This window comes from Kribbella sancticallisti, assembly GCF_039530625.1.
Classification (GTDB): Bacteria; Actinomycetota; Actinomycetes; order Propionibacteriales; family Kribbellaceae; genus Kribbella; species Kribbella sancticallisti.
Genome location: NZ_BAAAOS010000020.1, coordinates 46,090 through 69,589, shown reverse-complemented (window position 1 = coordinate 69,589; position 23,500 = coordinate 46,090). Strand labels below are relative to the sequence as shown.

The following is a 23,500-nucleotide window of genomic DNA, read 5'->3' as shown; positions in this document are numbered from 1 at the left end:
CGCCTCAGACCGTTCCTGCCGGCGGCGCCCCGGGTTCGCTCACGCGTCACTGCGTGCGCGGGCCCGGGGCGGTCGCTTCGGCACCGGAACACGGCCCGGCGGTCGTCGGCCGTCGGGACGGTTCGACGCCTGCCGGGCTGTGAGAGGCTCGTGGGGTGAGCGAAGGTTTGTTCGATCTCCCTGGTACGCCCGGACCCGCCCGCGGTGGCGGCAGTTTGGCCGACGTCGATCACAGTTCGGCGCCGTTGGCGGTGCGGATGCGGCCGCGGAGTCTGGACGAGTTGGTCGGGCAGCAGCATCTGCTGGCGCCCGGGTCGCCGTTGCGGCGGCTGGTCGAAGGGGACCAGCCGATGTCCCTGCTGTTGTGGGGCCCGCCCGGGACCGGGAAGACGACGATCGCGGCCGTCGTGTCGCACGCGACCAACCGGAAGTTCGTCGAACTCTCCGCGGTGACCGCGGGGGTGAAGGACGTCCGGCAGGTGATCGACTCCGCCCGCCGCGACCTCGCCCGGCCCGGGAACACCGTCGAGACCGTGTTGTTCATCGACGAGGTCCACCGCTTCACGAAGGCGCAGCAGGACGCACTGCTTCCGGGTGTGGAGAACCGCTGGGTGACGCTGGTCGCGGCGACCACCGAGAACCCGTTCTTCTCGGTCATCTCGCCGCTGCTGTCCCGCTCACTGCTGCTCACGCTCGAATCACTGACCGACGACGACATCGCAGTACTGCTGGATCGGGCTTTGACGGACGAGCGTGGGCTCGGCGACGAGTTCGAGTTGGCCGACGACGCCCGCGCGCACCTGCTCCGGATGGCCGGAGGAGATGCCCGGCGTGCGCTCACCTACCTGGAAGCGGCCGCCGGGGGAGCCCGCGCCAAGCAGGCGACCACGATCGACCTCAAGACCCTGGAGACCGCCGTCGACCGCGCCGCCGTGCGCTACGACCGGGCCGGTGACCAGCACTACGACGTCGCCTCGGCGCTGATCAAGTCGATCCGGGGCTCCGACGTGGACGCGGCGATGCACTACCTGGCCCGGATGGTCGAGGCCGGCGAGGATCCCCGGTTCATCGCCCGCCGGCTGGTGATCTCGGCCAGCGAGGACATCGGCATGGGCGACCCGACCGCGCTCGGCGTCGCCGTCGCCGCGGCCGAGGCGGTCCAGTTGATCGGCATGCCCGAGGCCCGGATCAACCTCGCCCAGGCGGTCGTCGCGCTGGCCCTGGCGCCGAAGTCGAACGCGGTGATCATGGCGATCGACGCCGCCATCGCGGATGTGAAGGCCGGCAAGGTCGGTCCGGTCCCGTCGCACCTGCGCGACGCGCACTACGCCGGCGCGAAGAAGATCGGCCACGGCGCGTCCTACCAGTACTCCCACAACGACCCGCGCGGCGTGGTGGCCCAGCAGTACGCACCGGATGTGGTCGACGACGCGGAGTACTACCAGCCCACCCGCCGCGGCGGCGAAGCGGCGTACGCCGACCGGCTGGAGAAGATCCGCAAGATCCTCAAGGACCGCTGACGACCCCGCGCCGTCTTTTGACGGCATTGTGAAGGAAAGGGAAGGTGTCCCTGGGCGGGACGGCGGGCCGGTGCGCGATAAGGTCGGTCGGTCCGGGTACCCGGACGTCTCGAGGTCGGGTCTGTGCACGGTCGAACGGAAGGTGGATCGTTTCCATGAGCGTCGGTGAAGTCGCGGGGCTGATAGCGGCCTGCGCGCTGCTCATCTTGGTGGGCCTGCTGGCCTATCCGATCCTGAAGCTCGGCAAGGTGCTCGACGAGACCCGGATCATGGTCAAGGGCGTCTCCGACTCCAGCGTCCCGCTGCTCGGCGAGGTGACCAACACGGTGGCGACCACGAACGCCCAGTTGGCCAAGGTCGACACGATCACCGACAACGCGAGCACCGTGACCACCAACGCGGCCGCGCTGACCTCCTTGTTCGCGGCGACCGCGGGTGGTCCGCTGGTGAAGGCGGCCGCGTTCACGTACGGCGTCCGCAAGGCGCTGGGCGAGAACCAGCGCCGCGACGTGTCCCGCCGGGTGAAGGACGAGATGAAGGCCGAGCGCAAGGCGAAGAAGCGGGGTGACGTGCGATGAGGCGGATCTTCTGGCTGGTCGTCGGCATCGCCGTCGGCGTCTACGCGGTGACCCGGCTGAAGAAGCGGGCCCAGGTGCTCGCGCCGGAGAGCCTGCAGCAGTCGGCCGAGAAGGTGGCCAGCGCGATCCGGCACTTCGGCGACGAGGTACGGGCCGGCATGGCGGAGCGGGAGACCGAGTTGCGCGACGCGCTCGGCATCGACACCGCCACCGAGACAGACACAGCATCGAAGCGTGAGGACTACCGGTAACACCCATGGAAACCAGTGAGATTCGCCGGCGGTTCCTGACGTACTTCGAGGACCGTGGGCACACCGTGGTCCCGAGCGCGCCACTGCCCTCGAGCGACCCGAACCTGCTGTTCGTACCGGCCGGCATGGTGCCGTTCGTGCCGTACTTCGTCGGCCAGCAGACCCCGCCGTACCCGCGCGCCACCAGCGTGCAGAAGTGCGTCCGGACCCTCGACATCGAGGAGGTCGGCAAGACCACCCGGCACGGCACGTTCTTCCAGATGAACGGCAACTTCTCCTTCGGCGACTACTTCAAGGAGCAGGCCGTCCAGTACGCCTGGGACCTGGTCACCAAGCCGCAGAGCGAAGGTGGGTACGGCTTCGACGAGTCGGTCCTGTACGCCTCGGTGTACTACGAGGACGACGAGGCGATCGACATCTGGAAGCGGGTCGCCGGGCTGCCCGACGACCGGATCGTCCGGCTCGGGATGAAGGACAACTTCTGGTCGATGGGCGTGCCGGGTCCGTGCGGCCCGTGCTCGGAGATCCTGATCGACCGCGGCCCCGAGTTCGGCGCCGACCGGGACTGGGAGGCGGGCGACCGCTACCTGGAGTTCTGGAACCTGGTCTTCATGCAGAACATCCGCGGTGAGGGTGGCGGCAAGGAGGGCTACCCGATCCTCGGCGAGCTGCCGAAGAAGAACATCGACACCGGCCTCGGCCTCGAACGGGTCGCGTACCTGCTGCAGGGCGTCGACAACATGTACGAGATCGACGAGGTCTACCCGGTCATCGAGAAGGCCTCGGAGCTGAGCGGCCGCAAGTACGGCGCCGACCACGCCGACGACGTCCGCTTCCGGGTGGTCGCGGACCACGTCCGCAGCGCGCTGATGCTGATCGGCGACGGCGTCACCCCGGGCAACGAGCGCGGCGGCTACGTACTGCGCCGCCTGCTGCGCCGGGCGGTCCGCTCGATGCGCCTGCTTGGCTACGAGGACCCCAGCCTGGTGGAGCTGCTGCCGACCAGCCTTGAGCAGATGAAGAAGTCGTACCCCGAGCTGGAGGCCGACTTCGGCCGGATCAGCCAGGTCGCGTACGCCGAGGAGGACGCCTTCCGCCGGACGCTGACCGCCGGCACGAGCGTCTTCGACCTGGCCGTGAAGAACGTGAAGTCGGAGGGAGCCGCCCAACTCGCGGGCGCGCAGGCCTTCCAGCTGCACGACACCTACGGCTTCCCGATCGATCTGACCATCGAGATGGCCGCCGAGCAGGGCCTGCAGGTGGACACCGACGGCTTCAAGACGCTGATGACCGAGCAGCGGGAGCGGGCCAAGGCGGACGCACGGGCGAAGAAGGCCGGCCACGCGGACACCTCCGGCTACCGCGAGCTGCGGGAGAAGGGCGCCACCGAGTTCACCGGCTACGAGGAGCTGACCACCGACTCCCAGGTGCGCGGCCTGCTGCGCGACGGCGTGGTGGCTCCGGCCGCCGAGCAGGGTGACACCGTCGAGGTCGTGCTCGAGAAGACCCCGTTCTACGCGGAGTCCGGCGGCCAGATCGCCGACGAGGGCCTGATCGTCGGCGACGGCGTCAAGCTGCAGGTGCTCGACGTGCAGCGCCCGGTCAAGGGCCTGATCGTGCACCGGGTGAAGGTGCTCGAGGGCGTCCTCCAGCCCGGGCTCGACGTGCACGCCCAGGTCGACCACGAGTGGCGGGTCTCGGCCTGCCAGGCGCACTCCGGCACACACGTCGTCCACGCCGCGCTGCGTCAGGTGCTCGGCCCGAACGCGCTGCAGAGCGGTTCGTACAACAAGCCCGGCTACCTGCGGCTCGACTTCGCCTGGTCGTCGGCGCTGGACCAGGCCACCCGCAGCGAGATCGAAGAGGTCGCGAACCTCGCGGTGCGCCAGGACCTGCCGGTCTCGGCGCAGTACATGTCGCTGCCGGAGGCCCGCGAGTGGGGCGCCCTGGCACTGTTCGGCGAGACGTACGACGACCAGGTCCGCGTCGTGGAGATCGGCGGCCCCTGGTCGCGTGAGCTCTGCGGTGGCACGCACGTGAAGCACTCCTCGCAGGTCGGCGCGCTGACCGTGACGGGTGAGTCGTCGGTCGGCGCGGGTGTCCGGCGCATCGAGGCGTTCGTCGGCATGGAGGCGCTGCGCTACCTGGGCAAGGAACGTTCGCTGGTCCGGCTGCTGTCGGAGTCGCTGAAGACCCGGCCGGAGGAGCTGCCCGCGAAGGTGGCCGACCTGGCCGAGCGGCTGCGGGTGGCCGAGAAGGAGTTGGAGAAGGTCCGGGCCGGCCAGGTGCTGGCCGCCGCGGCGGAGCTGGCCAAGAGCCCGAAGGACGTCTTCGGCGTCGCGTACGTCGGCCACCGGGCGCCGGACGGCGTGAACGGCGGGGACCTGCGCAAGCTCGCGCTCGACATCCGCGGCCGGATGTCGGCGGACAAGCCGGCCGTGGTCGCAGTGCTGAGCGTGAACGACGGCAAGCCGGGTGTGGTGGTCGCGCTGAACGACACCGCCCGCGAGTGGCGGCTCAAGGCCGGTGACCTGGTCCGGATCGCGGCGGAGCAGCTCGGCGGTCGCGGCGGCGGCAAGGACGATGTGGCGCAGGGTGGCGGTACGGACGCGGCGGGTGCCGACCAGGCACTGTCCGCGGTCGAGCACGCCATCGGCCAACTAGTCACCGGCTAGGCATGCGCAGAGGAGTGCGGGTGGCGCTGGACATCGGGGATGCCAGGATCGGTGTCGCGTCCAGTGACCCGCACGGGATCCTGGCGACGCCGGTCGAGACGGTCCGGGTCGGACCGGGGGATCTTGACCGGATCGTTAGTCTCGTAGCCGAGCTCGACGCGTTCGAGATCGTGATCGGCCTGCCGCGGTCGTTGTCCGGCGGCGAGGGGCCGGCCGCGGTCAAGATCCGGGAGACGGCCGCGCTGCTGGCGGCGAAACTGCCCGGGTCACCGGTGCAGGGAACGAACTCGGGAGAAGGGATCGGCGTGCGGCTGGTGGACGAGCGGTTCACCACGGTCACCGCCGAGCGGATGCTGCGGGAACGGGGAAAGAAGGGATCCAAGCGGCGGGCCGTGGTCGACCAGGCCGCGGCGGTCGTGATTCTGCAACACGCGCTCGACTTCGAGCGCGAGACCGGCGATCCACCCGGGAGACCTCTGTGAACGGAACATCGGTGAACGAAGACCGGGAAGACCTGCACGAGGATCTCGGCCTGCGGCCGGAGAGCCGGGTCGACCGCCGGGCGAACCGGAAGAAGGCCCGGGCCCGGCGCGGTTTCGGCTGCTTCGCCGGCCTGATCTCGCTGCTCGTGGTCGGCGCACTGGTCGGCGGGCTGGCGATCGGTTTCGGCAAGGGCCGCGACTACCTGGAGAAGATGTTCGCCGCGCCCGACTACGAGGGCACCGGCACCACCGCGGTGACGGTCGAGATCACCCAGGGGCAGAGCGCCCAGGCGATCGCGGACACGCTGGAGAAGAAGGGCGTGGTGAAGAGCGCCAAGGCGTTCGAGCGGGTCGCCCGCGACGAGCCGCGCTCGCGCCAGATCCAGGCCGCGACGTACACGCTGAAGAAGGAGATGTCGGCCCAGAGCGCGCTGGAACTGCTGCTGGACCCGGCCAAGTCCGTCCTGGTCAACCGGATCAGCATCCCGCCGGGCCGGACCAAGGCCGAGGTGGTCAGGCTGCTGCAGAACTCCAAGGTGGCCAAGCTCCCGCCCAACGCCGCGGCGACGGCGATGGCCAGGCCGCAGACGCTGAAGCTGCCGTCCTACGCCAAGGCCAACCCGGAGGGCTTCCTGTACCCGGGCACGTACGACATCCCGAAGAACGCCAGCGCGAACACGATCCTGCGGCTGATGACGGCGCAGTACGCCACCACCGCGGCCGAGTTGAAGCTGCCGGAGACGGCCAAGCGCAAGAAGCTTGACCCGTACCAGGCGGTCATCGTCGCCAGCATCATCGGTGCCGAGACGAACCGCCCGCAGGACTACGCGAAGGTCGCCCGGGTCATCTACAACCGGCTGGCGTCGGGCAAGAAGCTGCAGATGGACTCGACGGTTCACTACGTGGTCGGCCGCAACGGTGGTGTCTTCACCTCCGACGAGCAGCGCGAGACCGATTCGCCGTACAACACCTACAAGTACGAGGGTCTGCCGCCGACGCCGATCAACTCGCCGAGCAAGGACACCCTGCGGGCGGCGCTGAACCCGGCGCAGGGCAGTTGGCAGTACTTCACCCTGGTCGACCTCGACACCGGCGAGACCCTGTTCGCCACCACCGGCGACGAGCACCAGGCGAACGTGAAGAAGCTGCAGGCCTGGTGCGCGGCCCACAAGGGCCGCTGCTGATGACTGTGCTGTTGGCCGCGCCTCCGGCACGGCAGGTCATGGGGCTTGGGCTCCCTGCGCTCCTCAATCGAGGCCGGGAGGCCTCATGACCCGTTGTGCTGTGCTTGGGCGGCCGATCGCGCACTCGCTGTCGCCGGCGATGCACCGGGCCGCGTACGCCGAGCTCGGGCTGGACTGGCGCTACGACGCTTACGAAGTGGGTGAGGACGAGCTCAGAGGGTTCCTGAGCACGTTGGGTGACGACGTGCGCGGGTTGTCCCTGACGATGCCGCTGAAGCGGGTCGCGCTGGACTTGGTCGACACGGTCGACCCGGTCGCGGAGCTGATCGGCGCGGCGAACACGATGCTGTTCGAGCCCGACGGATCCCGCTCGGCTCACAACACCGACGTACCGGGGCTGATCGCGGCGTTCGCCGAGCGTGGGATCACCGGCGCGGACACGGCCGTAGTACTGGGTGGTGGCGCGACCGCGGCGTCGACGCTGGCCGCGCTGCGGGGGCTTAAGGTCAGCGAGGTGACGCTCGTCGTCCGCGACCTCGCGAAGGCCGAGCGGCTGCGGGACCTCGCGGCCGAGCTGGGACTCAAGACCTCCGCCACCGACTTCAGCCAGGTCGAGCAGATCGGCGGGTTCGATCTGTGTATCTCGACGCTGCCCGGTGGTGTGGTGGACCCATGGGCGGAGCACTTCGCGGCCGTGGCTCCGGTCGTTTTCGACGTGGCGTACCACCCGTGGCCGACGCAGTTGGCGATCGCGGCGCACCGGATCGGTACAGAGCTGTTGAACGGCCTTGACCTGCTCGTGCATCAGGCGACCCTCCAGGTGGAGATGATGACCGGTAGGTCGCCCGCTCCTTTGGCGGCCATGAGGGCCGCTGCGCGTGAGGAGCTTGATGAGCGTGAGCCAGGTTGATCGTCGCACTGTTCTGAAGGCGGGTGGCGCGCTGGCCGCGATCGCCCTGACCAGCTGTTCCGACACCGAGCCGGCCAGTGCCGGACCCTCGCAACTGACCGCTGCCGGACCCGACTGGGCGGCGCTGAAGCGCGGTCTCAAGGGCACGCTGATCAGGCCGGGCGAAGCCACCTACGCCGGAGCACACCAACTCTTCAACCCGCGCTGGGACACGATCCAGCCGGCCGGGGTGGTCCGCGCGGCCAACGCGACCGACGTCCAGACGGCGATCAACTTCGCCCGGAACAACAAGCTGCCGCTCGTCGCCAAGGCCGGTGGTCACTCATACGTCGGCGCCTCCGCGGTGAGCAAGGGCGTCATGCTGGACACCGGTGCGATGCGCGGGATGAGCTACGAGGCCAAGGGCGGCGTGCTGAACGTCGGTCCCGGCGCCAGGCTGTACGACGTCCATGCCTTCCTCGACAAGTACGGACGGTCCCTGCCGACCGGGACCTGCCCCACCGTCGGAGTGGCGGGTCTGGCCCTCGGCGGCGGCCTGGGCATCCACACCCGCAGCTGGGGACTGACCTGTGACCGGATCCTCTCGATGGGCGTGATCACCGCCGACGGGAAGCCACGGGTGATCAGCGCGACCGTGGAACCCGATCTGTTCTGGGCGCTGCGCGGTGGCGGTGGCGGCAACTTCGGCGTCGTGACGTCGTTCCGGTTCTCCACCGTGCCGGCCGCGAACCTCGGCTTCTTCCGGCTGACCTGGCCGGAGTCGAAGGCCGCCGCGGTGGTGAACGGCTGGCAGAAGTTCGCGGTGGCCGGTCCGACGACGGCGTGGGCGAACCTGCACGTCGTAGCCAAGAGCAATGGAACGCTGTCGATCCACGTGCTCGGCGTCTCCACCACCGGCAACGGTGCTGCCGCTGCCGCCCAACTGGAGAGCTACGTGAAGTCGAGGGCGACCACCCGGACCTTCGCGGTCCGGACGCACATGGAGGCGGTGAAGTACCTCGGTGGCGGGACGACCAGCCCACGGACGGGCTTCCTGGCCGGCTCCGACGTGCTCAAGCCGATGCCGGCCGCGACCATCACGGCGCTGCTCGGCGCGGTGAAGACCGCGGCTCGGGCGAAGCTTCCGGCGTCGGCGATCCTCGACCCGCTGGGCGGTCAGTCGGCGAAGGTGCCGACCGGTGGATCGTCGTGGGGCTGGCGCTCCGCGGTCGGCATCGTCCAGTGGTACTCCGGCCTGCCGGCGCGCCCGACCACCGCCCAGGTCAAGGCGGCGCAGACCTTCATCACCAACGGCCACCGCGCCGTCCGGCCGATCTCGGCGGGCGGATACGTGAACTACGTCGAGACAGGCCGCTCGGTCAGCACGTACTACGGCGCCAACTACCCCCGTTTGCAAGCGGTGAAGAAGAAGTACGACCCGGCCAACTTCTTCCGCACCACGTACACGGTGGCCTGAGCTGGCCCTCGCGGCGGGCTAGCATCCGCCGCATGGCGAGACTCGATCGACGACCTCGTGGTCCAGCTCCCAGCGGAGGTCATGGCATGAGGTGGGTTCGGGTCGCGGTCGCGGTGTTGCTCGTCAGCTTGGTCGGCGCGGCCAACCCTGCTTGGGCCTGTGCGTGTGGTGGATACCTTCCGGATGCGGAGTCGCGCGCGCGGGTGTTCGGGGAGAACGCCCTGGTGCGGTTCGACGGCACGCAGGAAGAGATCGTGTTGTCGATGTCGGTCCAGGGGCAGTCCAAGAAGGCCGCCTGGATCATGCCGGTGCCCACAGCCGCGAAGGTCGAGCTCGGCGACTCCGACCTGTTCCAGCGGCTGCAGTCGGTCACTCGGCCCAAGGTGGTCACCCGCAAGACCTACTGGCCGTTCCGCGATCTCGGGATCATGGGCGGTGGCCGGGGTGACTCGGCAGGGGCGGCTCCCGGTGCTGCTGTCGATGTGCGCCAGCAGATGGTCCTCGGGCCGTTCCAGGTCGCGCGAATCGCCGGGACCAGCGGCACGGCGGTGACGGACTGGCTTGGCCAGAACGGGTACGCAGTACCGGCTGGGCTGGCGGAGAACCTCACGCCGTACGTCACCGAGAAGTGGGAGATCGTCGCCGTCAAGCTGGCTCCCAAGGAGGCAGGCGAGAGCATGAGCGGGGCGACTCCGCCGCTGCGGTTGACCTTCCCCTCGTCGCGGATCGTCTACCCGATGCGGCTGAGCAAGGGAGCCAGCACCGCGCAGACGGTCACCGTGTACGTCGCGGCGCCGTACCGAGTGGATGCGTCGACCCTGCCGGTCGCCGACGTGAAGCCCGAACTCCTGTACGCCGGACGGGTCCAGGGCGAGTCCTACGCGCAGTTGGCGGCGCCGACCTCCTTCCTGACCGCGTACTCCGTCACCTACCGGGACCCGAGCCGGATCACCGACGACTTCGCCTTCACCCGCGCGTCCACCGACGAGGAGTTCCAGCGGGTCCGGTACGTCACCGAGAACGACGGGCTGCTGAGCACCCTCGCGATCGTGCTCGGGGTGCCGCTGCTGCTCGGGATCGCGGCCGCCTTCATCGCCGTGCGGGTGGTCCGGCGAACCCGCCCCGGCCAATGATCCACAGGACTCCGGAGATCCTGGGGCCTGGTGCCCGCCCGATCGTCTAGGCTCCTGGATCGTGCCTGCTGACAACGCGTTGCTCGCCGCAGGGGCCGGTGTGGTTCTCTGCGGCGCCGCCGCGTTCGGACTCGGCCCGTGGGTGATGCGCCGGATTCCCGAGCCTGTGCTGGAGGAAGGCGACACCAAGACCCCGTACGCCGTACTCGCCGGGCAGGGGGTCGCCACCTCGGCGGCGTACTGGTGCGGTGGGACGGCGGCTCTTGCCGGTGGTCTGCTCGGGTGGAGTCTGGGCACTTCGGCCGGGCTCGCCGCGTGGTTCATCCTCGCTGTGTCGGGAGCGGTGCTCGGGTACATCGACACCCGGACGAGGTACCTGCCGTCGGCGATCATCTGGCCGTCGTACGTGCTGGTTGGGGTGGCGCTGCTGGTCGGCGCGGGGGTGTCGGGGGAGTGGGACGCGCTGCGCCGGGCCCTGATCGCCGGTGCGATCGGCTTCGGCGGCTTCTATCTGCTGTGGCGGGTGTTCCCGCGGGGCGTCGGCTTCGGCGACGTCCGGCTGTCAGGTCTGCTGGGCATGGCGCTCGGGTGGATCGGCTGGGGTGAGTTCATCGCGGGGCTCTACCTGGGATTCCTGCTCGGCGCGGTGATCGGGATCGGGCTGCGGGTGGCCCGGGTGATCAAGCGGAAGCAGATGTTCCCGTTCGGTCCGTTCATGCTCGTCGGCGCGTTGCTCGGCGTCCTCGTCGGTGAACCGCTGGAACGGTTGTACCTCGGCTAGGTGGATCTTCAGAGTCCGTCCTGAGGCTGATCCATCCGGTGGCTGTCGCTGCCTAGGGTCGGGGACATGCCTGTCAGCCGTAGAGGCGTGTTGACCGGGGGCATCGCCGCCGGAGCCGCGCTCAGCCTTCTTCCGTCCACCGCAGCCGCCACCACTACCTCAGCCCGTTCGCCCCTGTCCGCTGGGAAGATCCGGCCGGGCGACACGCAGTACCAGGATCTTGTCCTGCGCGGAACCAATCGGCGCTTCGTCGCCAAGCCGGAGTACGCGCGGGTGATTCACTCGACCGATGACGCGGTCCGGGCCGTCCAGGAGGCGGTCCGCGCGAACAAGCGGATCGCGGTCCGCGGCGGCGGCCACTGCTTCGAGGACTTCGTCGACAACAGCGATGTCGAGGTACTGCTCGATCTGTCGCAGTACGACGAGGTCACCTTCGACGAGCGGTATCGCGCCTTCTCGATCGGCGCCGGCGCGACGCTCGAGACCGTCTACAAGGCGCTCTTCTACGGCTGGGGAGTGACCGTGCCCGGTGGCGGCTGCCTCGGTGTCGGAGTGGGCGGACATTTCAGTGGTGGCGGGTATGGGCCGCTGTCTCGCCAGCACGGCTCTGTGGTCGACCACCTGTACGGCGTGGAGGTGGTCGTCGTGGACGCGCGCGGGCGGGCTCGCTCGGTGGTCGCGACCAGAGACAACCAGTACAAGGATCTGTGGTGGGCGCATACCGGTGGTGGCGGCGGCAACTTCGGCGTGATCACGCGGTATCTGATGCGGACAGCCGGAGCGACTGGCTCGGATCCTGCGAAGTTGTTGCCCAAGGCACCTTCAGCTTTGCTGTCGAGCATCCTGCTGTACGACTGGAAGACGACGACGCAGGCCGGGTTCGTCCGGACGTTGCGGAACTTCTTCGACTTCTACGAGCGGCACAACACCGCCGACTCGCCGTACGCGAGTCTCTACAGTCCGCTGATCCTGACCACGGTCAAGGCGGGGAACTTCCTGCTGTCCACCCAGCTGGACGCCTCGGTGCCGGACGCGGCGAACCTGATGAAGGCGTTCAACGCGGCGATGATGGCCGGGGTGGACCCGGCGCCGCAGGTGATCGACACCGGTACCGGGCCGTTCCTGCACACGACGATCCAGCGGTCGATCGCCGAGGAGGTCGCGCCGAGCCGCGGCAAGTACAAGGCGGGCTACCTGCGCAAGGGCTACAGCGCCGCGCAGCTCACCACGATCTACCGGCACCTCGCCGACCCGGAGTCGAAGGCCGGGACCGAGTCGTCGGTGCTGCTCATCCCGTACGGCGGCAAGGTGAACACGGTGCCGCCGTCGGCGACCGCGTCCTTCCAGCGCGACGTCGTGGCGAAGATGGTGCTGACCGCGTCCTGGGAGGACCCGGCGGCCGACGCCGACAACATCGCCTGGGCGCGGAACATCTACCGCGACCTGTATCGCGACACCGGTGGTGTGCCGGTGCCGAACGAGGTCAACGCCGGCTCGTACATCAACTACCCGGACGTGGATCTGGCCGACCCGGAGTACAACACGTCGGGCGTGCCGTGGCACCGGCTGTACTACGGAGACAACTATCCGCGGCTGCAGCGGGTCAAGGCGACCTGGGACCCGCGTAACATCTTCCGGCACAAGCTTTCCATCGAACCGGCCTGACAGCGGCCGACCACGACCCCGGCCGGGACGCCGGGCCTGATCCTCGGGGGACGGGCCGGACGTCCCGGCCGGAACTGTCTGCTCACGGGGTTGCGGTCACCAGCCGGGGTAGCGCCGGCGCCAGGCTGTCTCCGGTCCGTACTCGCCGTGTAATCTCTTGGCTTGGGTGAACTCCAGCACGAGGTCGTCGGCCAGTTGCAGGATGACGCCCCGGCCTTCGACCGAGAACACCAGTTCCGGCGGGAGAGCGGTCTCTCCATGCAGTGCGCCGAGGATGTTGCCGCAGATCGCGCCGGTGGAGTCGCTGTCACCGGAGTGCGTCACCGCGAGCGCCAGCGCGTCGAGGAACTGGCCGGGCTCGGGGAATTTCAGGGCGCAGTACACGCCGATGGCGAGGGCTTCCTCGGCGATCCAGCCGCCACCGAGCCGCTCGACCGTTGCCGGGCCTGCGCCGAGGTCGCTCGCGGCCAGGTCGCGGGCGGCGGCCAGCGCAGTACTGGTTTCCTCGTGGCCGTGGTGCTGGGCGAGTTGCGCTTGGGCTTTGTCGAGAGCGGCGTCGAGGTCGGCGCCTTGGCAGATCTCGTAGACGATGACAGCGAGAGCGCCGGAGGCGAGCTTGCCGGTGACGTGGCCGTGCGTGTAACCGGCCGCCTCGGCGGCGGAGTTGAAGGCCCACTCAGCACTGAACGGCACCAACCCGAACGGCGCCGCGCGCATCACGCCACCGCAGCCCTTCGAGTCGTTCGTCGCCTGGCCTCCGAACTGGGGGATGCTGTCGTCGCCCTTACGCGCGGTCGTCAGCGCGGACAGACAGGTGTTGCCCGGGGCGCGGCGGGCATACAGCCACTGCTCTTCTTGCAGCCAGCCGTCCCGCTTGCCGCTCGGTCCAGGCAGGAGTTGGGTGTCGAGCCACCGGTCATAGGCATGGTGCACGACAGCGACAGTGAACCCGATCCCGCGATCCGTCCGCACCCCCGCCCGGATCAGCCCCTCGACCGTGAACAACGTCATCTGAGTGTCATCGGTAACCGTGCCGGCCGGCCAGTCGGTGCCACCGGCAACAAAGCTCCTGAGTCGATCGGGGTGGGCGGCAACGATCGCCCGCCCGTCGTCGAACTCCACCGGCCCACCGAGCGCATCCCCGATCGCGCCACCCAGCAAGCACCCCCGGACACGAGATCGATACGCCTCATCAGCCACCCGTGTCATCCACGCCTCCCGGTCGTTGAGCAGTCGCAAGAGACTAACCGGGGGTAGTGCCAACACCACCCTCATGCGGGCCCCCAGGCCAGTTCGCCCACCGCCGGCCCCACCTAGTGTCCTGAGTCGGAAGTTTGTGCACATCTCCGGCGCCCAGGCAGCTGAAGCACGAACTTCCGACTCAGGACACAAGCGTCGAAGAACCAGCCGTCCAGCCCTCAGGAGCCCCCATGCCCACCCCGCCGAGCCGACTCGCGGGCCGCCCGGCACGCCGATTCGCCCGTCGCGTGGCCGCAGCCGGTCTGGCCACTCTCACGATCGTCGGCGCCGCCGTAGCGGGCGCTTCGGCCGCCCTCCCCAGCCCCAACGGCCAGGTATCGACCTGCGCGTCCAACCCGATAGCCCGCGCCCTCGACGTAGCCCTGTCCGTCCGCAGCGTCTTGGACCCTGACCACACCCCCACCTGCTGACCCACCGACCGCCTGCACCCGCGCTTGCCCCTCTACCCCGGCCAAGGACTACCCGGCCAAGCACCCTCAACCACACCTGCGAGCTTGCTCGCGAGCTCAGCCGGCATCTGCCTGAGGCGGAAGACCTGCCATAGCCCCGCGCGGCCGACCGGGATCGGGTTGTGCCGCCCGCCCGCCCGCCCGCTCGGCGAGACTGCCCGCCGAGCGATCGAGCCGACATGGGAGGATTACGGCATGCTGCGCTGGCTCACCGCCGGCGAGTCGCACGGACAAGCGCTCGTCGCCGTACTCGAAGGTCTTCCCGCAGGCGTCCAGGTCACCACGGATGATGTGGCCGACGCCCTGGCTCGTCGTCGTCTCGGTTACGGCCGCGGCGCCCGGATGAAGTTCGAGCGGGACGAGGTGACGTTCATCGGCGGATTCCGGCACGGGGTGTCACTCGGCAGCCCGGTCGCCATCCAGGTCGGCAACACCGAGTGGCCGAAGTGGGAGCAGGTGATGTCGGCCGACCCGGTCGACCCGGACGTGCTCGCCGACCTCGCCCGGAACGCGCCGCTGACCCGCCCCCGCCCGGGCCACGCGGACCTCGCAGGCATGCAGAAGTACGGCTTCGACGAGGCCCGCCCGGTGCTGGAACGCGCGAGTGCCCGGGAGACCGCGGCCCGGGTCGCGCTCGGCGAGGTCGCCGCGCGCTTCCTGAAGCAGGCGTACGGGATCACCATCGTCAGCCACGTGGTCGAACTCGGCACCGTGAAGGCGCCGTACGGCGTGATCCCGTCGGCCGGTGACGTCGCCCGGCTGGACGAGGACCCGGTCCGCTGCCTCGACCCGGACGCGAGCAAGCAGATGGTCGCCGAGATCGACCAGGCGCAGAAGGCCGGCGACACCCTCGGCGGTGTCGTCGAGGTCGTCGTCGACGGTCTCCCGCCGGGCCTCGGCAGCTACGTGCACTGGGACCGGCGGCTGGACGCGAAGTTGGCCGGCGCGCTGATGGGCATCCAGGCGATCAAGGGCGTCGAACTCGGTGACGGCTTCGAACTCGCCCGTACTCCGGGGTCGAAGGCGCACGACGAGATCGTCGCGGACAACGGCGAGGTACGCCGTACCAGCGGTCGCTCGGGTGGCACCGAGGGCGGCATGAGCACGGGCGAGACCCTGCGCGTGCGGGCCGCGATGAAGCCGATCGCCACGGTGCCGCGGGCGCTGCGCACGATCGACACGGTCACCGGCGAGGCGGCGGCGGCGCATCACCAGCGCTCCGACGTCTGCGCGGTACCGGCGGCGGGCATCGTCGCCGAGGCGATGGTGGCGCTGGTAATCGCGGACGCGTCGGTGGAGAAGTTCGGCGGCGACTCGGTGACCGAGACGTCCCGCAACCACCAGTCCTACCTGGCGAACCTGCCGAACACGATCAACCCCCGCGAGTGGAGTGCAGAGTGAGCGACGCTGCTCCCGGCACCGGCACCGGCACCGGCACCGGCACCGGCACCGGCTCTGGCTCTGGTGCCGGCACTGGTACCGGCTCTGGCTCTGGCGCCGCCTCCGGCAGCCCGATCGTCGTGCTGGTCGGCCCGCCCGGTTCGGGCAAGTCGACGGTGGCTGCCTTGCTGGCGGCTCGGCTCGGCAAGACCCACCGCGACACGGACACCGACGTCGAGAACGAGGCGGGCAAGCCGATCTCGGACATCTTCGTGGACTCCGGCGAGGTGGCCTTCCGGGCCCTCGAGCGGGCTGCGATCGTCGCCGCGCTGCAGGACGAGGGCGCAGTACTGTCCCTGGGCGGCGGCGCGATCCTCGACGCCGACACCCGCGCGGACCTGGTCGGCCACAACGTCGTCTTCCTGGACGTATCGCTCGGCGAAGCAGCCAAGCGCGTCGGCCTCGGCGTGGCTCGCCCGCTGCTGCTCGGCAACGTGCGCACGCAACTGAAGAACCTGATGGACGCCCGCCGCCCCCTGTACGCCGAGGTCGCGAAGGTCACCGTGACCACGGACAACCGGACTCCGGAGGAGATCGCGGACGAGATCGCGGAGCAACTCGGATGACCGATCAGAACGCGACCGGCGAAGCGGGTGGGGAAGAAACTCAGGCGCCGGAAGCGCGAGCCGGCGGCAACAGCGGAGCTGACGGCTCCAGCGCTGCGGACGCCAACAGCGGAGCTGACGGCTCCAGCGCTGCCGACGGCGCCAGCGGAGCTGACGGCTCCAGCGCTGCCGACGGCGCCAGCGGAGCTGACGGCTCCAGCGGTGCGGAGGGCTCCAGCGGGGCGCGGCGGATTCGGGTGGACGCGGCGGCGCCGTACGACGTTGTCATTGGCAACAATCTGCTCGGTGAGCTGCCGGCGTTGCTGGGCGACGAGGTCCGCCGGGTCGCCGTGATCCACCCGCGGGCGCTGCGGACCAGTGGCGACGCGATCCGGGACGACCTGACCGCGGGCGGGTTCACCGCGCACGCGATCGAGATCCCGGACGCCGAGGAAGCCAAGTCCGCCGAGGTACTGGCCTACTGCTGGTCGGTTCTCGGCCAGGCGGGATTCACCCGGTCCGACGCGATCGTGTCGATCGGCGGCGGTACGACGACCGACCTGGCCGGATTCGTCGCGGCGACCTGGCTGCGTGGTGTCCGGGTCGTGCACATCCCGACCACGCTGCTCGGCATGGTGGACGCGGCCGTCGGTGGGAAGACCGGGATCAACACGGCCGAGGGCAAGAACCTGGTCGGCGCGTTCTGGGAGCCCGCCGGGGTGCTGTGCGACCTGGCCGCGCTGGAGACCCTGCCGCGCAACGACTATGTGAGCGGCCTGGCCGAAGTGGTGAAGTGCGGGTTCATCGCCGACCCGGTGATCCTCGACCTGGTGGAGAAGGACCCCGACGGCGCGAGCGGACCGGCGTACGGGCACACCGAGGAGCTGATTGCCCGGGCCATCCAGGTGAAGGCTGACACGGTCGGCGCCGATCTGCGGGAGAAGACCACCAAGCTAGGTGGAGCGATCGGGCGGGAGGCGCTGAACTACGGGCACACGCTGGGGCACGCGATCGAGCGGGTCGAGCGGTACAAGTGGCGTCACGGCGCCGCGATCAGCATCGGGATGGTGTTCGTGGCCGAGCTCGCCCGAGCGGCCGGCAAGCTCGACGACGCCACGGCGGACCGGCACCGCGCAGTACTGGAGTCCCTGGGCCTGCCGGTGAAGTACCGCGCCGACGCCTGGCCGCACCTGCAGGACGCGATGAAGCTGGACAAGAAGACCCGCGCCGACCGTCTTCGCTTCGTCATCCTGGACGGACTAGCCAAGCCGTCGATCCTCGAGGCCCCGGACCCCAGCCTGCTGATCGCCGCGTACGCCGAAGTCAGCTGACCCGAGAGCAAGCGCTCGGGCCAGCTGACGCGCGGTCAGCGGTTGGGGAAGTTGAGCCAGCCTGCGTGGCCGCCGGGGTCGAGGCCTACCTTGCCGATGTCGACGCGGGTGGTGCCGGGGCTGGGGGTGAGGCCGCCGCCGCCTTTCTGGTCGGCCGGGGCGTCGAGCAGCTTGCCGTTGCGGTCGAGGACCTGCGTCTCGATCCGTACTTCGTCGCCCTTCTGCAGCGCGGTCGACTCGTCCCAGGCGCGCAGGAACACAGTCCCGTCGACGGCGTCGCCCACGAACCACGGACCGGGCTTGCCCTTGATGACATAGCGCTGCCGCATCTCGGCGACCCGCTCGTCGACGCGGTACCAGGCGTCCGTCATCAACCTGTCCGGTGAGCGATCGAAGTCGATGAAGTACCGGCTACCGCCGCTGTCGGTCGGAACAGCGGGATGGGTCGCGTCGGTCGGGTTGATCACCGACTTCCCCTTACGCGCCTCGACTGGGTCCCCACCGACCAGCCCGGCCTCGAATCCGTCGACGACCTCGCCGGTCGGTGTCTTGGCGGTCGGGAAGCCCACGCAGCCGTAGATCAGCCCATTGGACTTGTCGAGCACCACCACACTGTTCTCCGTCTTGCGCGGATCAACCCAACTCCGCACCGTGAACGCGTGACTGATCTCCCCGACCTCACCCTGATGCCCCTCGGCGGGCGACACACAGGCCTCAGCCAGCGCCGACGCTTCAGCAGCCTTCAGTGGCCCAACATTCACCCGTACATCGGCCGGCCCCGCGGGTGTGCTCTTGGCCGACGGCTTGCCGGATTTCGTCGGGGTGGGACCGGCCGCCGGCCCGGGAGCCGGCTGGTTCTCGTGGCCCGAGGTCGCGGCAACCAGTCCACCGGCGACCACCGCGATCGAGGCGGCTGCTGCTACCGGGATGAGCCAGGTCCTGGTACGCGTCTGCGGGGTCTCACCGGCCAAGACGCGCTCGAGGATGTCTTGCTTGTGGGGGAGCGGGCGCTCCGCCGGGGGTTTCGTGATCATGCCTGAGCCTCCGTACCACTGAGGTCGAGTAAGCCGGCCAGGCTGCCGCGTGCCCTGGCCAACCGGGATTTGACTGTGCCTTCGGGGATGCCGAGCGCCCGGGCGGCGTCGGCGAGCGAGCACTCCGCCCAGATGACCAACTCGACCACCTCGCGCTGTTTCGCCGGGATCTTGTCGAGGATCCTGCGGATGTCGCTCATGGCCCGCTCGTCGTCCACCTTGGAGGCGGCGACGCCGGCATGGTCCGGAACGGTGCCGGTCTGGTCGATCAGCTCGATCCGGTCTCGCAGCGCCTTCTGCCGCCGGGCGGCACGCAGGACATTGCCGCACTCGTAGCCGGCCATCACCAGCAGCAACGGCCGCGCGGATTCGAGAGTGATTGCGTCGATCCGGCCGTCGCGGGCTCGTCGCCAGACGGCCAGGAACGTCGCCTGGACGACGTCCTCGGCGGCGGCCCAGGACGAAGTACGGCGGAACGCGAAGTTGTAGACGGCGTCGCTATGGCGGTAGAAGATCTCGGCCAGAGCGGTTTCGTCGCCGGTCCGGAGCAGCTCCCAGACCTCGTGATCAGGTCCGGCCAACTGGATCTGTCTCAACTCTCCTCGCACCCGCGGCACCCCCAGCGTGGCTGTTCGTGTGCTGATACCTGGGAGAGTCCGGCAGGTCCGCCTCGGTTCGGGTATCAGGTCAATTGGTTCGGGAGCAGGCGATGGTCAGGACGGTCCGTCGTACTTCTTCACCGCCGCGACGAAGGCCGTTTCCGAGAGCTTCAGGTGCTTGCGGAGCAGTTGCTCGCGGAGGGTGGGGTCCTCGGGAGCCTGGGCGAGGTCGGCGTACAGCGCGTTCACCTTCTTCTGGCCGTACTTGTCCATCAGGAACTCGACCAGGATCCAGCTGACGCCGTAGCTGTCCTCGTCGTACTCGCCGTGGAAGACGCCGTCGATCGGCAGGACGTCCAGCTGCGGGATCGCCTCGTCCAGAAGTTCGTCGCGTGGTTCCGAGACGTCGTACCCGCGCTGCTCGGCGAGCTGCATCTCGGCGTACATGGCGAGTCCCTCCACCAGCCAGGTCGGAGCGCTGAAGCCCAGCGGCGCCATCGCGGCGTGCGTGAACTCGTGCGCCAGCAGCAGCCGGCCGGCCTTCTTGCGCTGGTCCGGGTGGATCACCACCCTGCTGCCGACGACCTTCATGTCGCGCGGGTCCTCGGCGATCGGAGCCAGGTTGTACGCGGCCACGGCGGCAGCCGGATGCCCGCCGGACTGCCACTCCGGATCCATCGAGCGGCGGTCGGCCATCGCGATGACCAGGATGGCCGCCTGCGCTCGCCGGGTCGCCGCCCGCACCCCAGGTGCTGCCGCCCGGGCCTCCCGGGCGAGCCGCTCACCATTGGCACGCTCGCCGGCCGGAACGACGACGAGTACGCCGGGCTTGCGGATCGCCTCGATTGCTCCAAGGTCCCAGGGTTCGAGGTAGGTGCCGCGGCCGTACGAGCCGTTGAGGTCGTCGTCATCCACCAGGAGCAGGCGACCGCCGCGTTCGACGAAGGTGTAGCCGAGCTGGACGGCGCGGGGTGCCGGGTCGATTCCGGCGATCTGCACCATCATCTGGACCCGGAACGCGTGAGCGCTGGGCCCGTGCTGCGGTTGCGGCTCCGGCGCCCACTTGGGCTCTCGCTCGTAGGTCAGCTTCCGGAGGCCGATCTTCCGCAGATTCCCGAACAGCACCTGCTGCTGTTGGCGCAGCTTCTTGTTCCGGGGGTCGACGGTCGCCAGGAACTGCGGCAATTTCCCGGCCAGCACGGCCGAGGCGCGGACCTTCAGCACAGCGTCGACCTGAGCATGCAGCCGATCTTCCGCAGGCGGCGCGGACGCCGTCGCCGAGGGCGCACTCGACGCGCGCACCTCGCCCATCGCCGCACTCGTGTCCTGCCGCCCCACCACAGACCACGCCACCGCCCCCGCTCCAACCGCGAGCACAACAACCCCCGCGGTCAACAACACCAGCCGCCGCCCCGGCCTCCGCGGCGAGCCCCCCGCCACCGTCACCGGCGCAATTCCCGCCGCCCCCTCCACCCATCGACCCGCTGCCGCCTCGGGCGTGGTGCCTACTGGTGCCTCCGCCGTAGTGTCCGCCACCCCTTCGGGCGCGCTGCCTACTGGCCCCTCGGGTGTGGTGTGCGCTGGCGTCTCCGGCGTGGTGGCTACTGGTCCCTCCGGCGTGGTGTCCGCCAGCCCTTCGGGCGCGCTGCCTACTGGCGTCTCGGGTGTGGTGTGCGCTGGCGTCTCCGGTGTGCTGCCTACTGGTGCGTCCGGCGTGGTGTCCGCCAGTTCTTCGGGCGCGCTGCCCGCCGTCGCCTCGGGCGTGCTGCCTGCCGGCGCATCCGGCGTGGTGCCCAGGGGCATCTCGGGTGTGGTGTCGGCGGGCGTCTCGGGTGTGGTGTCCGCGGGCGGCTCCGGTGTGCCGCCTGCCGGCGCCTCCGGAGCGGTGCCTGCCGGTGCCTCGGGCGTGCTGCGTGCTGGCGCCTGCGGCGCGGTATCCGTCGGCTCCTCCGGCGTCGTGCCTGCTGGTGCCCCCGGTGTGCTGCCTGCTGGCCGCTCCGGTGTGGTGCTTGCCGGGTGCGTGTCGTTCACTGTCCCTCCCCAGCCGGCCCACTGCGGCCCGGCCGGCAAAGACTACGGCAGTCGTACTGCTTGGTGAACCAGCTTTGTCCACGCGTTCTGCGGGTTCAGGTGCAGCGGCGCCTGCTGCAGTTCGGGGCGGGTGGGCAACTATCGTCGGCGCATGGCCGGACTGCGGGATCGCAAGAAGCAGCAGACGCATGACGCTCTCTCCGAGGCGGCGATCGCGTTGTTTCTGGAGCGGGGTTTCGACGAGGTGTCGGTGGCGGACATCGCGGCGGCCGCGGACGTCTCCAAGCCGACGTTGTTCAAGTACTTCGCGACCAAGCAGGACCTGGCCCTGCACCGGTTCGCCGACCACGCGCAGGAAGCGGCCCGCGTCGTCCTGGCCTCGTCGGCCGATCCCGTGGAGGCCCTCCGCGACCACTTCCTCGCCGGCCTGAAGCGCCGTGACCCGGTCACCGGCCTGAACGACCACCCCGAAGTACTGGCGTTCTACCGCCTAGTCTTCGGTACTCCGGCGCTCGCGACCCGGCTGCATCAGTTCATCGCCGCGGATCAGGCTGCACTGGCCGAGGCCCTGGGCAACGGCCTGGCGGGGGAGTTGCAAGCCGCCGACCTGATCTCCACCCAGCAGGTCCTCTCCCGCCGGAACTTCGCCGCTCTGACCGCCGGCATCACCGCCGACGCGCAGTACCCGACAGCGGTCGCCGAGGCGAAGCTCGCCTACCGCCGCTTGACCCGAACCTGAACCAGCCCGGGCTGCAGCCGGTTCCGAGTGGTGCGGCACTAGGGTGGGGTTGTGACTGATGTTGCTGGTGGGCGGCGGGTATTGGTGCTGAACGGCCCGAATCTGGGGCGGCTCGGCTCCCGGGAGCCGGATGTGTACGGCGCGACGACGTTCGCGGATCTGGTCGCGGACTGCGAGAAGACCGGCGCCGAACTCGGGCTCGAGGTCGAGGTCCGGCAGACCGATGACGAGGCCGAACTGGTCGGCTGGCTGCACGAGGCCGCGGACACGAAGACGCCCGTGGTGCTGAACCCGGCGGCCTTCACCCACTACTCGTACGCGCTGCGCGACGCGTGCGCCCAGCGGACCGCCCCGCTGATCGAGATCCACATCAGCAACCCGGCCGCCCGCGAGGAGTTCCGCCACACCAGCGTCGTCGCCGCCGTCGCGACAGGCACGATCGCCGGCTTCGGCCTCGACTCGTACCGGCTGGCCCTTCGCGCCCTCACCACCCTCAGCTGACCCTGCCGGAAGCCGGAGGCCGGCTGAAGAGGCGCGCGGACCATGGAGATGTCGCGCCGGACCTCACCGCGAGCGCCCGGGCGATGCCGATCCTCTGTCGCTGGCCACCGGAGAACTCGTTCGGGCGATCTGACCTCGCGGTCACGGCACGACGTCGTCAGATGTCGTATTCGTCGGGCAGGCGCATGTTCGGCCCGCCTACCTGCAGGCCGAGCGGTGTGGCGCGGCCCTTCGGTTCTTCCCACGCCTCTTGGCGGCCGAGCGCGGTGAGGTCGAGGTAGTGATAGCCGTTGTGGAACTCCTCGATGCCGCGGCCGTACGTGGAGTAGGTGTGGAAGACCTCCTCACCCACCCGAAGGAACGTGCTGATGCCCGGCAGTTCGTCGCCGCGCATGCTCTCCGTCCACGGTGTTCCTGCCGCCGCGAGCTCGTCCTCGGAACGGAGGAAGAGGAGCACCGGCGCGACCCGGTCGTCGAGCGTGGCGTGGAAGTCGTAGTTGAAATCGCTGCCGTACGAGGAGTACCAGGGGAACGTCCAGCCCATCCGCTCGCGGTAGGCGGCGAGCTTCTCGTAAGGCGCCCGCGAAACGGCCACGAGCGTGGTGTTGCGCACGTGCAACTGTCGCAGGTTGCCGATCCCGTCGGCGGCAGACGAGCAGCTCGAACAGCCCTCGTCCCAGTCTGGGCCGTACATGAAGTGGTGCATCACCAACTGTGGCCGGCCTTCGAACAGGTCGAGCAGGCTCACCGTGCCGGACGGGCCCTCGAAGGTGTACGGCTTGTCGATGCGAACCATCGGCAGCCGTCGCCGGTCGGCGTTCAGCTGGTCGCGAGCATGGGTGAGCTCCTTCTCCTTGGCCAGCAGTTCCTTGCGCGCCGCGAGCCACTCGTCGGGTGACACCACCTGCGGCAGTTCTCCCATGGTCGTCATCTCGT

At 69.6% G+C, this 23,500-nt stretch carries 23 protein-coding genes; 18 read left to right on the top strand and 5 right to left on the bottom strand.

Going from position 1 to position 23,500, the window contains the following annotated elements; all coding sequences use genetic code 11:
• Window positions 1–155 precede the first annotated feature (155 nt).
• The 11 genes from ABD255_RS16895 to ABD255_RS16845 all read left to right on the top strand — a co-directional run bounded on the left by ABD255_RS16895 (window position 156) and on the right by ABD255_RS16845 (window position 12,635).
• Complete coding sequence (locus ABD255_RS16895; RefSeq protein WP_344214864.1) at window positions 156–1,520, top strand: replication-associated recombination protein A; 1,365 nt, start codon at window positions 156–158, stop codon at window positions 1,518–1,520.
• A gap of 155 nt (window positions 1,521–1,675) precedes the next feature.
• A complete protein-coding gene (locus ABD255_RS16890; protein WP_344214862.1) occupies window positions 1,676–2,098 on the top strand; it encodes a DUF948 domain-containing protein in 423 nt (140 codons plus the stop codon).
• Entirely contained in the window at window positions 2,095–2,349 is a 255-nt protein-coding gene (locus ABD255_RS16885) for a DUF6167 family protein (RefSeq protein ID WP_344214860.1), read from the top strand. The genes ABD255_RS16890 and ABD255_RS16885 overlap by 4 nt, the downstream gene beginning before the upstream one ends.
• Before the next feature lie 5 nt (window positions 2,350–2,354).
• Complete coding sequence (gene alaS / locus ABD255_RS16880) at window positions 2,355–5,024, top strand: alanine--tRNA ligase (RefSeq protein ID WP_344214858.1); 2,670 nt, start codon at window positions 2,355–2,357, stop codon at window positions 5,022–5,024.
• Between the two features lie 20 nt (window positions 5,025–5,044).
• A complete protein-coding gene (gene ruvX / locus ABD255_RS16875; RefSeq protein ID WP_344214856.1) occupies window positions 5,045–5,506 on the top strand; it encodes a Holliday junction resolvase RuvX in 462 nt (153 codons plus the stop codon).
• Window positions 5,503–6,690 (top strand): endolytic transglycosylase MltG, encoded by a 1,188-nt coding sequence (gene mltG, locus ABD255_RS16870; RefSeq protein WP_344214854.1) that lies wholly within the window; start codon window positions 5,503–5,505, stop codon window positions 6,688–6,690. The genes ruvX and mltG overlap by 4 nt, the downstream gene beginning before the upstream one ends.
• 85 nt (window positions 6,691–6,775) lie before the next feature.
• A complete protein-coding gene (locus tag ABD255_RS16865; RefSeq protein ID WP_344214852.1) occupies window positions 6,776–7,600 on the top strand; it encodes a shikimate dehydrogenase in 825 nt (274 codons plus the stop codon).
• Window positions 7,581–9,056: an FAD-binding oxidoreductase gene (locus ABD255_RS16860; protein ID WP_344214850.1), complete on the top strand. Its 1,476-nt coding sequence runs from the start codon at window positions 7,581–7,583 to the stop codon at window positions 9,054–9,056. The genes ABD255_RS16865 and ABD255_RS16860 overlap by 20 nt, the downstream gene beginning before the upstream one ends.
• An 86-nt stretch (window positions 9,057–9,142) precedes the next feature.
• Window positions 9,143–10,189: a DUF2330 domain-containing protein gene (locus tag ABD255_RS16855; RefSeq protein WP_344214848.1), complete on the top strand. Its 1,047-nt coding sequence runs from the start codon at window positions 9,143–9,145 to the stop codon at window positions 10,187–10,189.
• 61 nt (window positions 10,190–10,250) lie between these two features.
• Window positions 10,251–10,970: a prepilin peptidase gene (locus tag ABD255_RS16850; protein WP_344214846.1), complete on the top strand. Its 720-nt coding sequence runs from the start codon at window positions 10,251–10,253 to the stop codon at window positions 10,968–10,970.
• 66 nt (window positions 10,971–11,036) lie between these two features.
• Window positions 11,037–12,635 (top strand): FAD-binding oxidoreductase, encoded by a 1,599-nt coding sequence (locus ABD255_RS16845; RefSeq protein ID WP_344214844.1) that lies wholly within the window; start codon window positions 11,037–11,039, stop codon window positions 12,633–12,635.
• A gap of 96 nt (window positions 12,636–12,731) precedes the next feature.
• Here ABD255_RS16845 and ABD255_RS16840 read toward each other — a convergent pair whose 3' ends face one another.
• Entirely contained in the window at window positions 12,732–13,844 is a 1,113-nt protein-coding gene (locus ABD255_RS16840; protein ID WP_344214842.1) for an ADP-ribosylglycohydrolase family protein, read from the bottom strand.
• Window positions 13,845–14,065: 221 nt separating this feature from the next.
• On the opposite strand from ABD255_RS16840, the gene ABD255_RS16835 reads away from it, so the two are divergent.
• From ABD255_RS16835 to aroB, 4 genes are all read left to right on the top strand, one after another.
• Window positions 14,066–14,305 (top strand): hypothetical protein, encoded by a 240-nt coding sequence (locus ABD255_RS16835; RefSeq protein ID WP_344214841.1) that lies wholly within the window; start codon window positions 14,066–14,068, stop codon window positions 14,303–14,305.
• A gap of 234 nt (window positions 14,306–14,539) precedes the next feature.
• Entirely contained in the window at window positions 14,540–15,745 is a 1,206-nt protein-coding gene (gene aroC / locus ABD255_RS16830) for a chorismate synthase (protein ID WP_344214839.1), read from the top strand.
• Between the two features lie 113 nt (window positions 15,746–15,858).
• Window positions 15,859–16,350 (top strand): shikimate kinase, encoded by a 492-nt coding sequence (locus ABD255_RS16825; RefSeq protein WP_344215829.1) that lies wholly within the window; start codon window positions 15,859–15,861, stop codon window positions 16,348–16,350.
• Window positions 16,347–17,660 carry a 3-dehydroquinate synthase gene (gene aroB, locus ABD255_RS16820; RefSeq protein WP_344214837.1) on the top strand — a complete coding sequence of 438 codons (1,314 nt, stop codon included), beginning with the start codon at window positions 16,347–16,349 and terminating at the stop codon, window positions 17,658–17,660. The genes ABD255_RS16825 and aroB overlap by 4 nt, the downstream gene beginning before the upstream one ends.
• Before the next feature lie 35 nt (window positions 17,661–17,695).
• Here aroB and ABD255_RS16815 read toward each other — a convergent pair whose 3' ends face one another.
• The 3 genes from ABD255_RS16815 to ABD255_RS16805 form a co-directional block, all read right to left on the bottom strand.
• Complete coding sequence (locus ABD255_RS16815) at window positions 17,696–18,694, bottom strand: hypothetical protein (RefSeq protein ID WP_344214835.1); 999 nt, start codon at window positions 18,692–18,694, stop codon at window positions 17,696–17,698.
• Window positions 18,691–19,290, bottom strand: coding sequence for an RNA polymerase sigma factor (locus ABD255_RS16810; protein WP_344214834.1), 600 nt, complete (start codon window positions 19,288–19,290; stop codon window positions 18,691–18,693). The genes ABD255_RS16815 and ABD255_RS16810 overlap by 4 nt, the downstream gene beginning before the upstream one ends.
• 117 nt (window positions 19,291–19,407) lie before the next feature.
• A complete protein-coding gene (locus ABD255_RS16805; protein ID WP_344214832.1) occupies window positions 19,408–20,646 on the bottom strand; it encodes a peptidase MA family metallohydrolase in 1,239 nt (412 codons plus the stop codon).
• Between the two features lie 337 nt (window positions 20,647–20,983).
• Between ABD255_RS16805 and ABD255_RS16800 the strand changes: the two genes are divergently transcribed.
• From ABD255_RS16800 to aroQ, 3 genes are all read left to right on the top strand, one after another.
• Window positions 20,984–21,391 (top strand): hypothetical protein, encoded by a 408-nt coding sequence (locus ABD255_RS16800; RefSeq protein WP_344214830.1) that lies wholly within the window; start codon window positions 20,984–20,986, stop codon window positions 21,389–21,391.
• Window positions 21,392–21,475: 84 nt separating this feature from the next.
• Window positions 21,476–22,063, top strand: coding sequence for a TetR/AcrR family transcriptional regulator (locus ABD255_RS16795; protein ID WP_344214828.1), 588 nt, complete (start codon window positions 21,476–21,478; stop codon window positions 22,061–22,063).
• A 51-nt stretch (window positions 22,064–22,114) separates the two neighbouring features.
• Window positions 22,115–22,564 carry a type II 3-dehydroquinate dehydratase gene (aroQ, locus tag ABD255_RS16790; RefSeq protein WP_344214826.1) on the top strand — a complete coding sequence of 150 codons (450 nt, stop codon included), beginning with the start codon at window positions 22,115–22,117 and terminating at the stop codon, window positions 22,562–22,564.
• Window positions 22,565–22,721: 157 nt separating this feature from the next.
• On the opposite strand, the gene ABD255_RS16785 is transcribed toward aroQ, so the two are convergent.
• Entirely contained in the window at window positions 22,722–23,495 is a 774-nt protein-coding gene (locus ABD255_RS16785) for a DUF899 domain-containing protein (protein ID WP_344214824.1), read from the bottom strand.
• Between the last annotated feature and the right edge of the window lie 5 nt (window positions 23,496–23,500).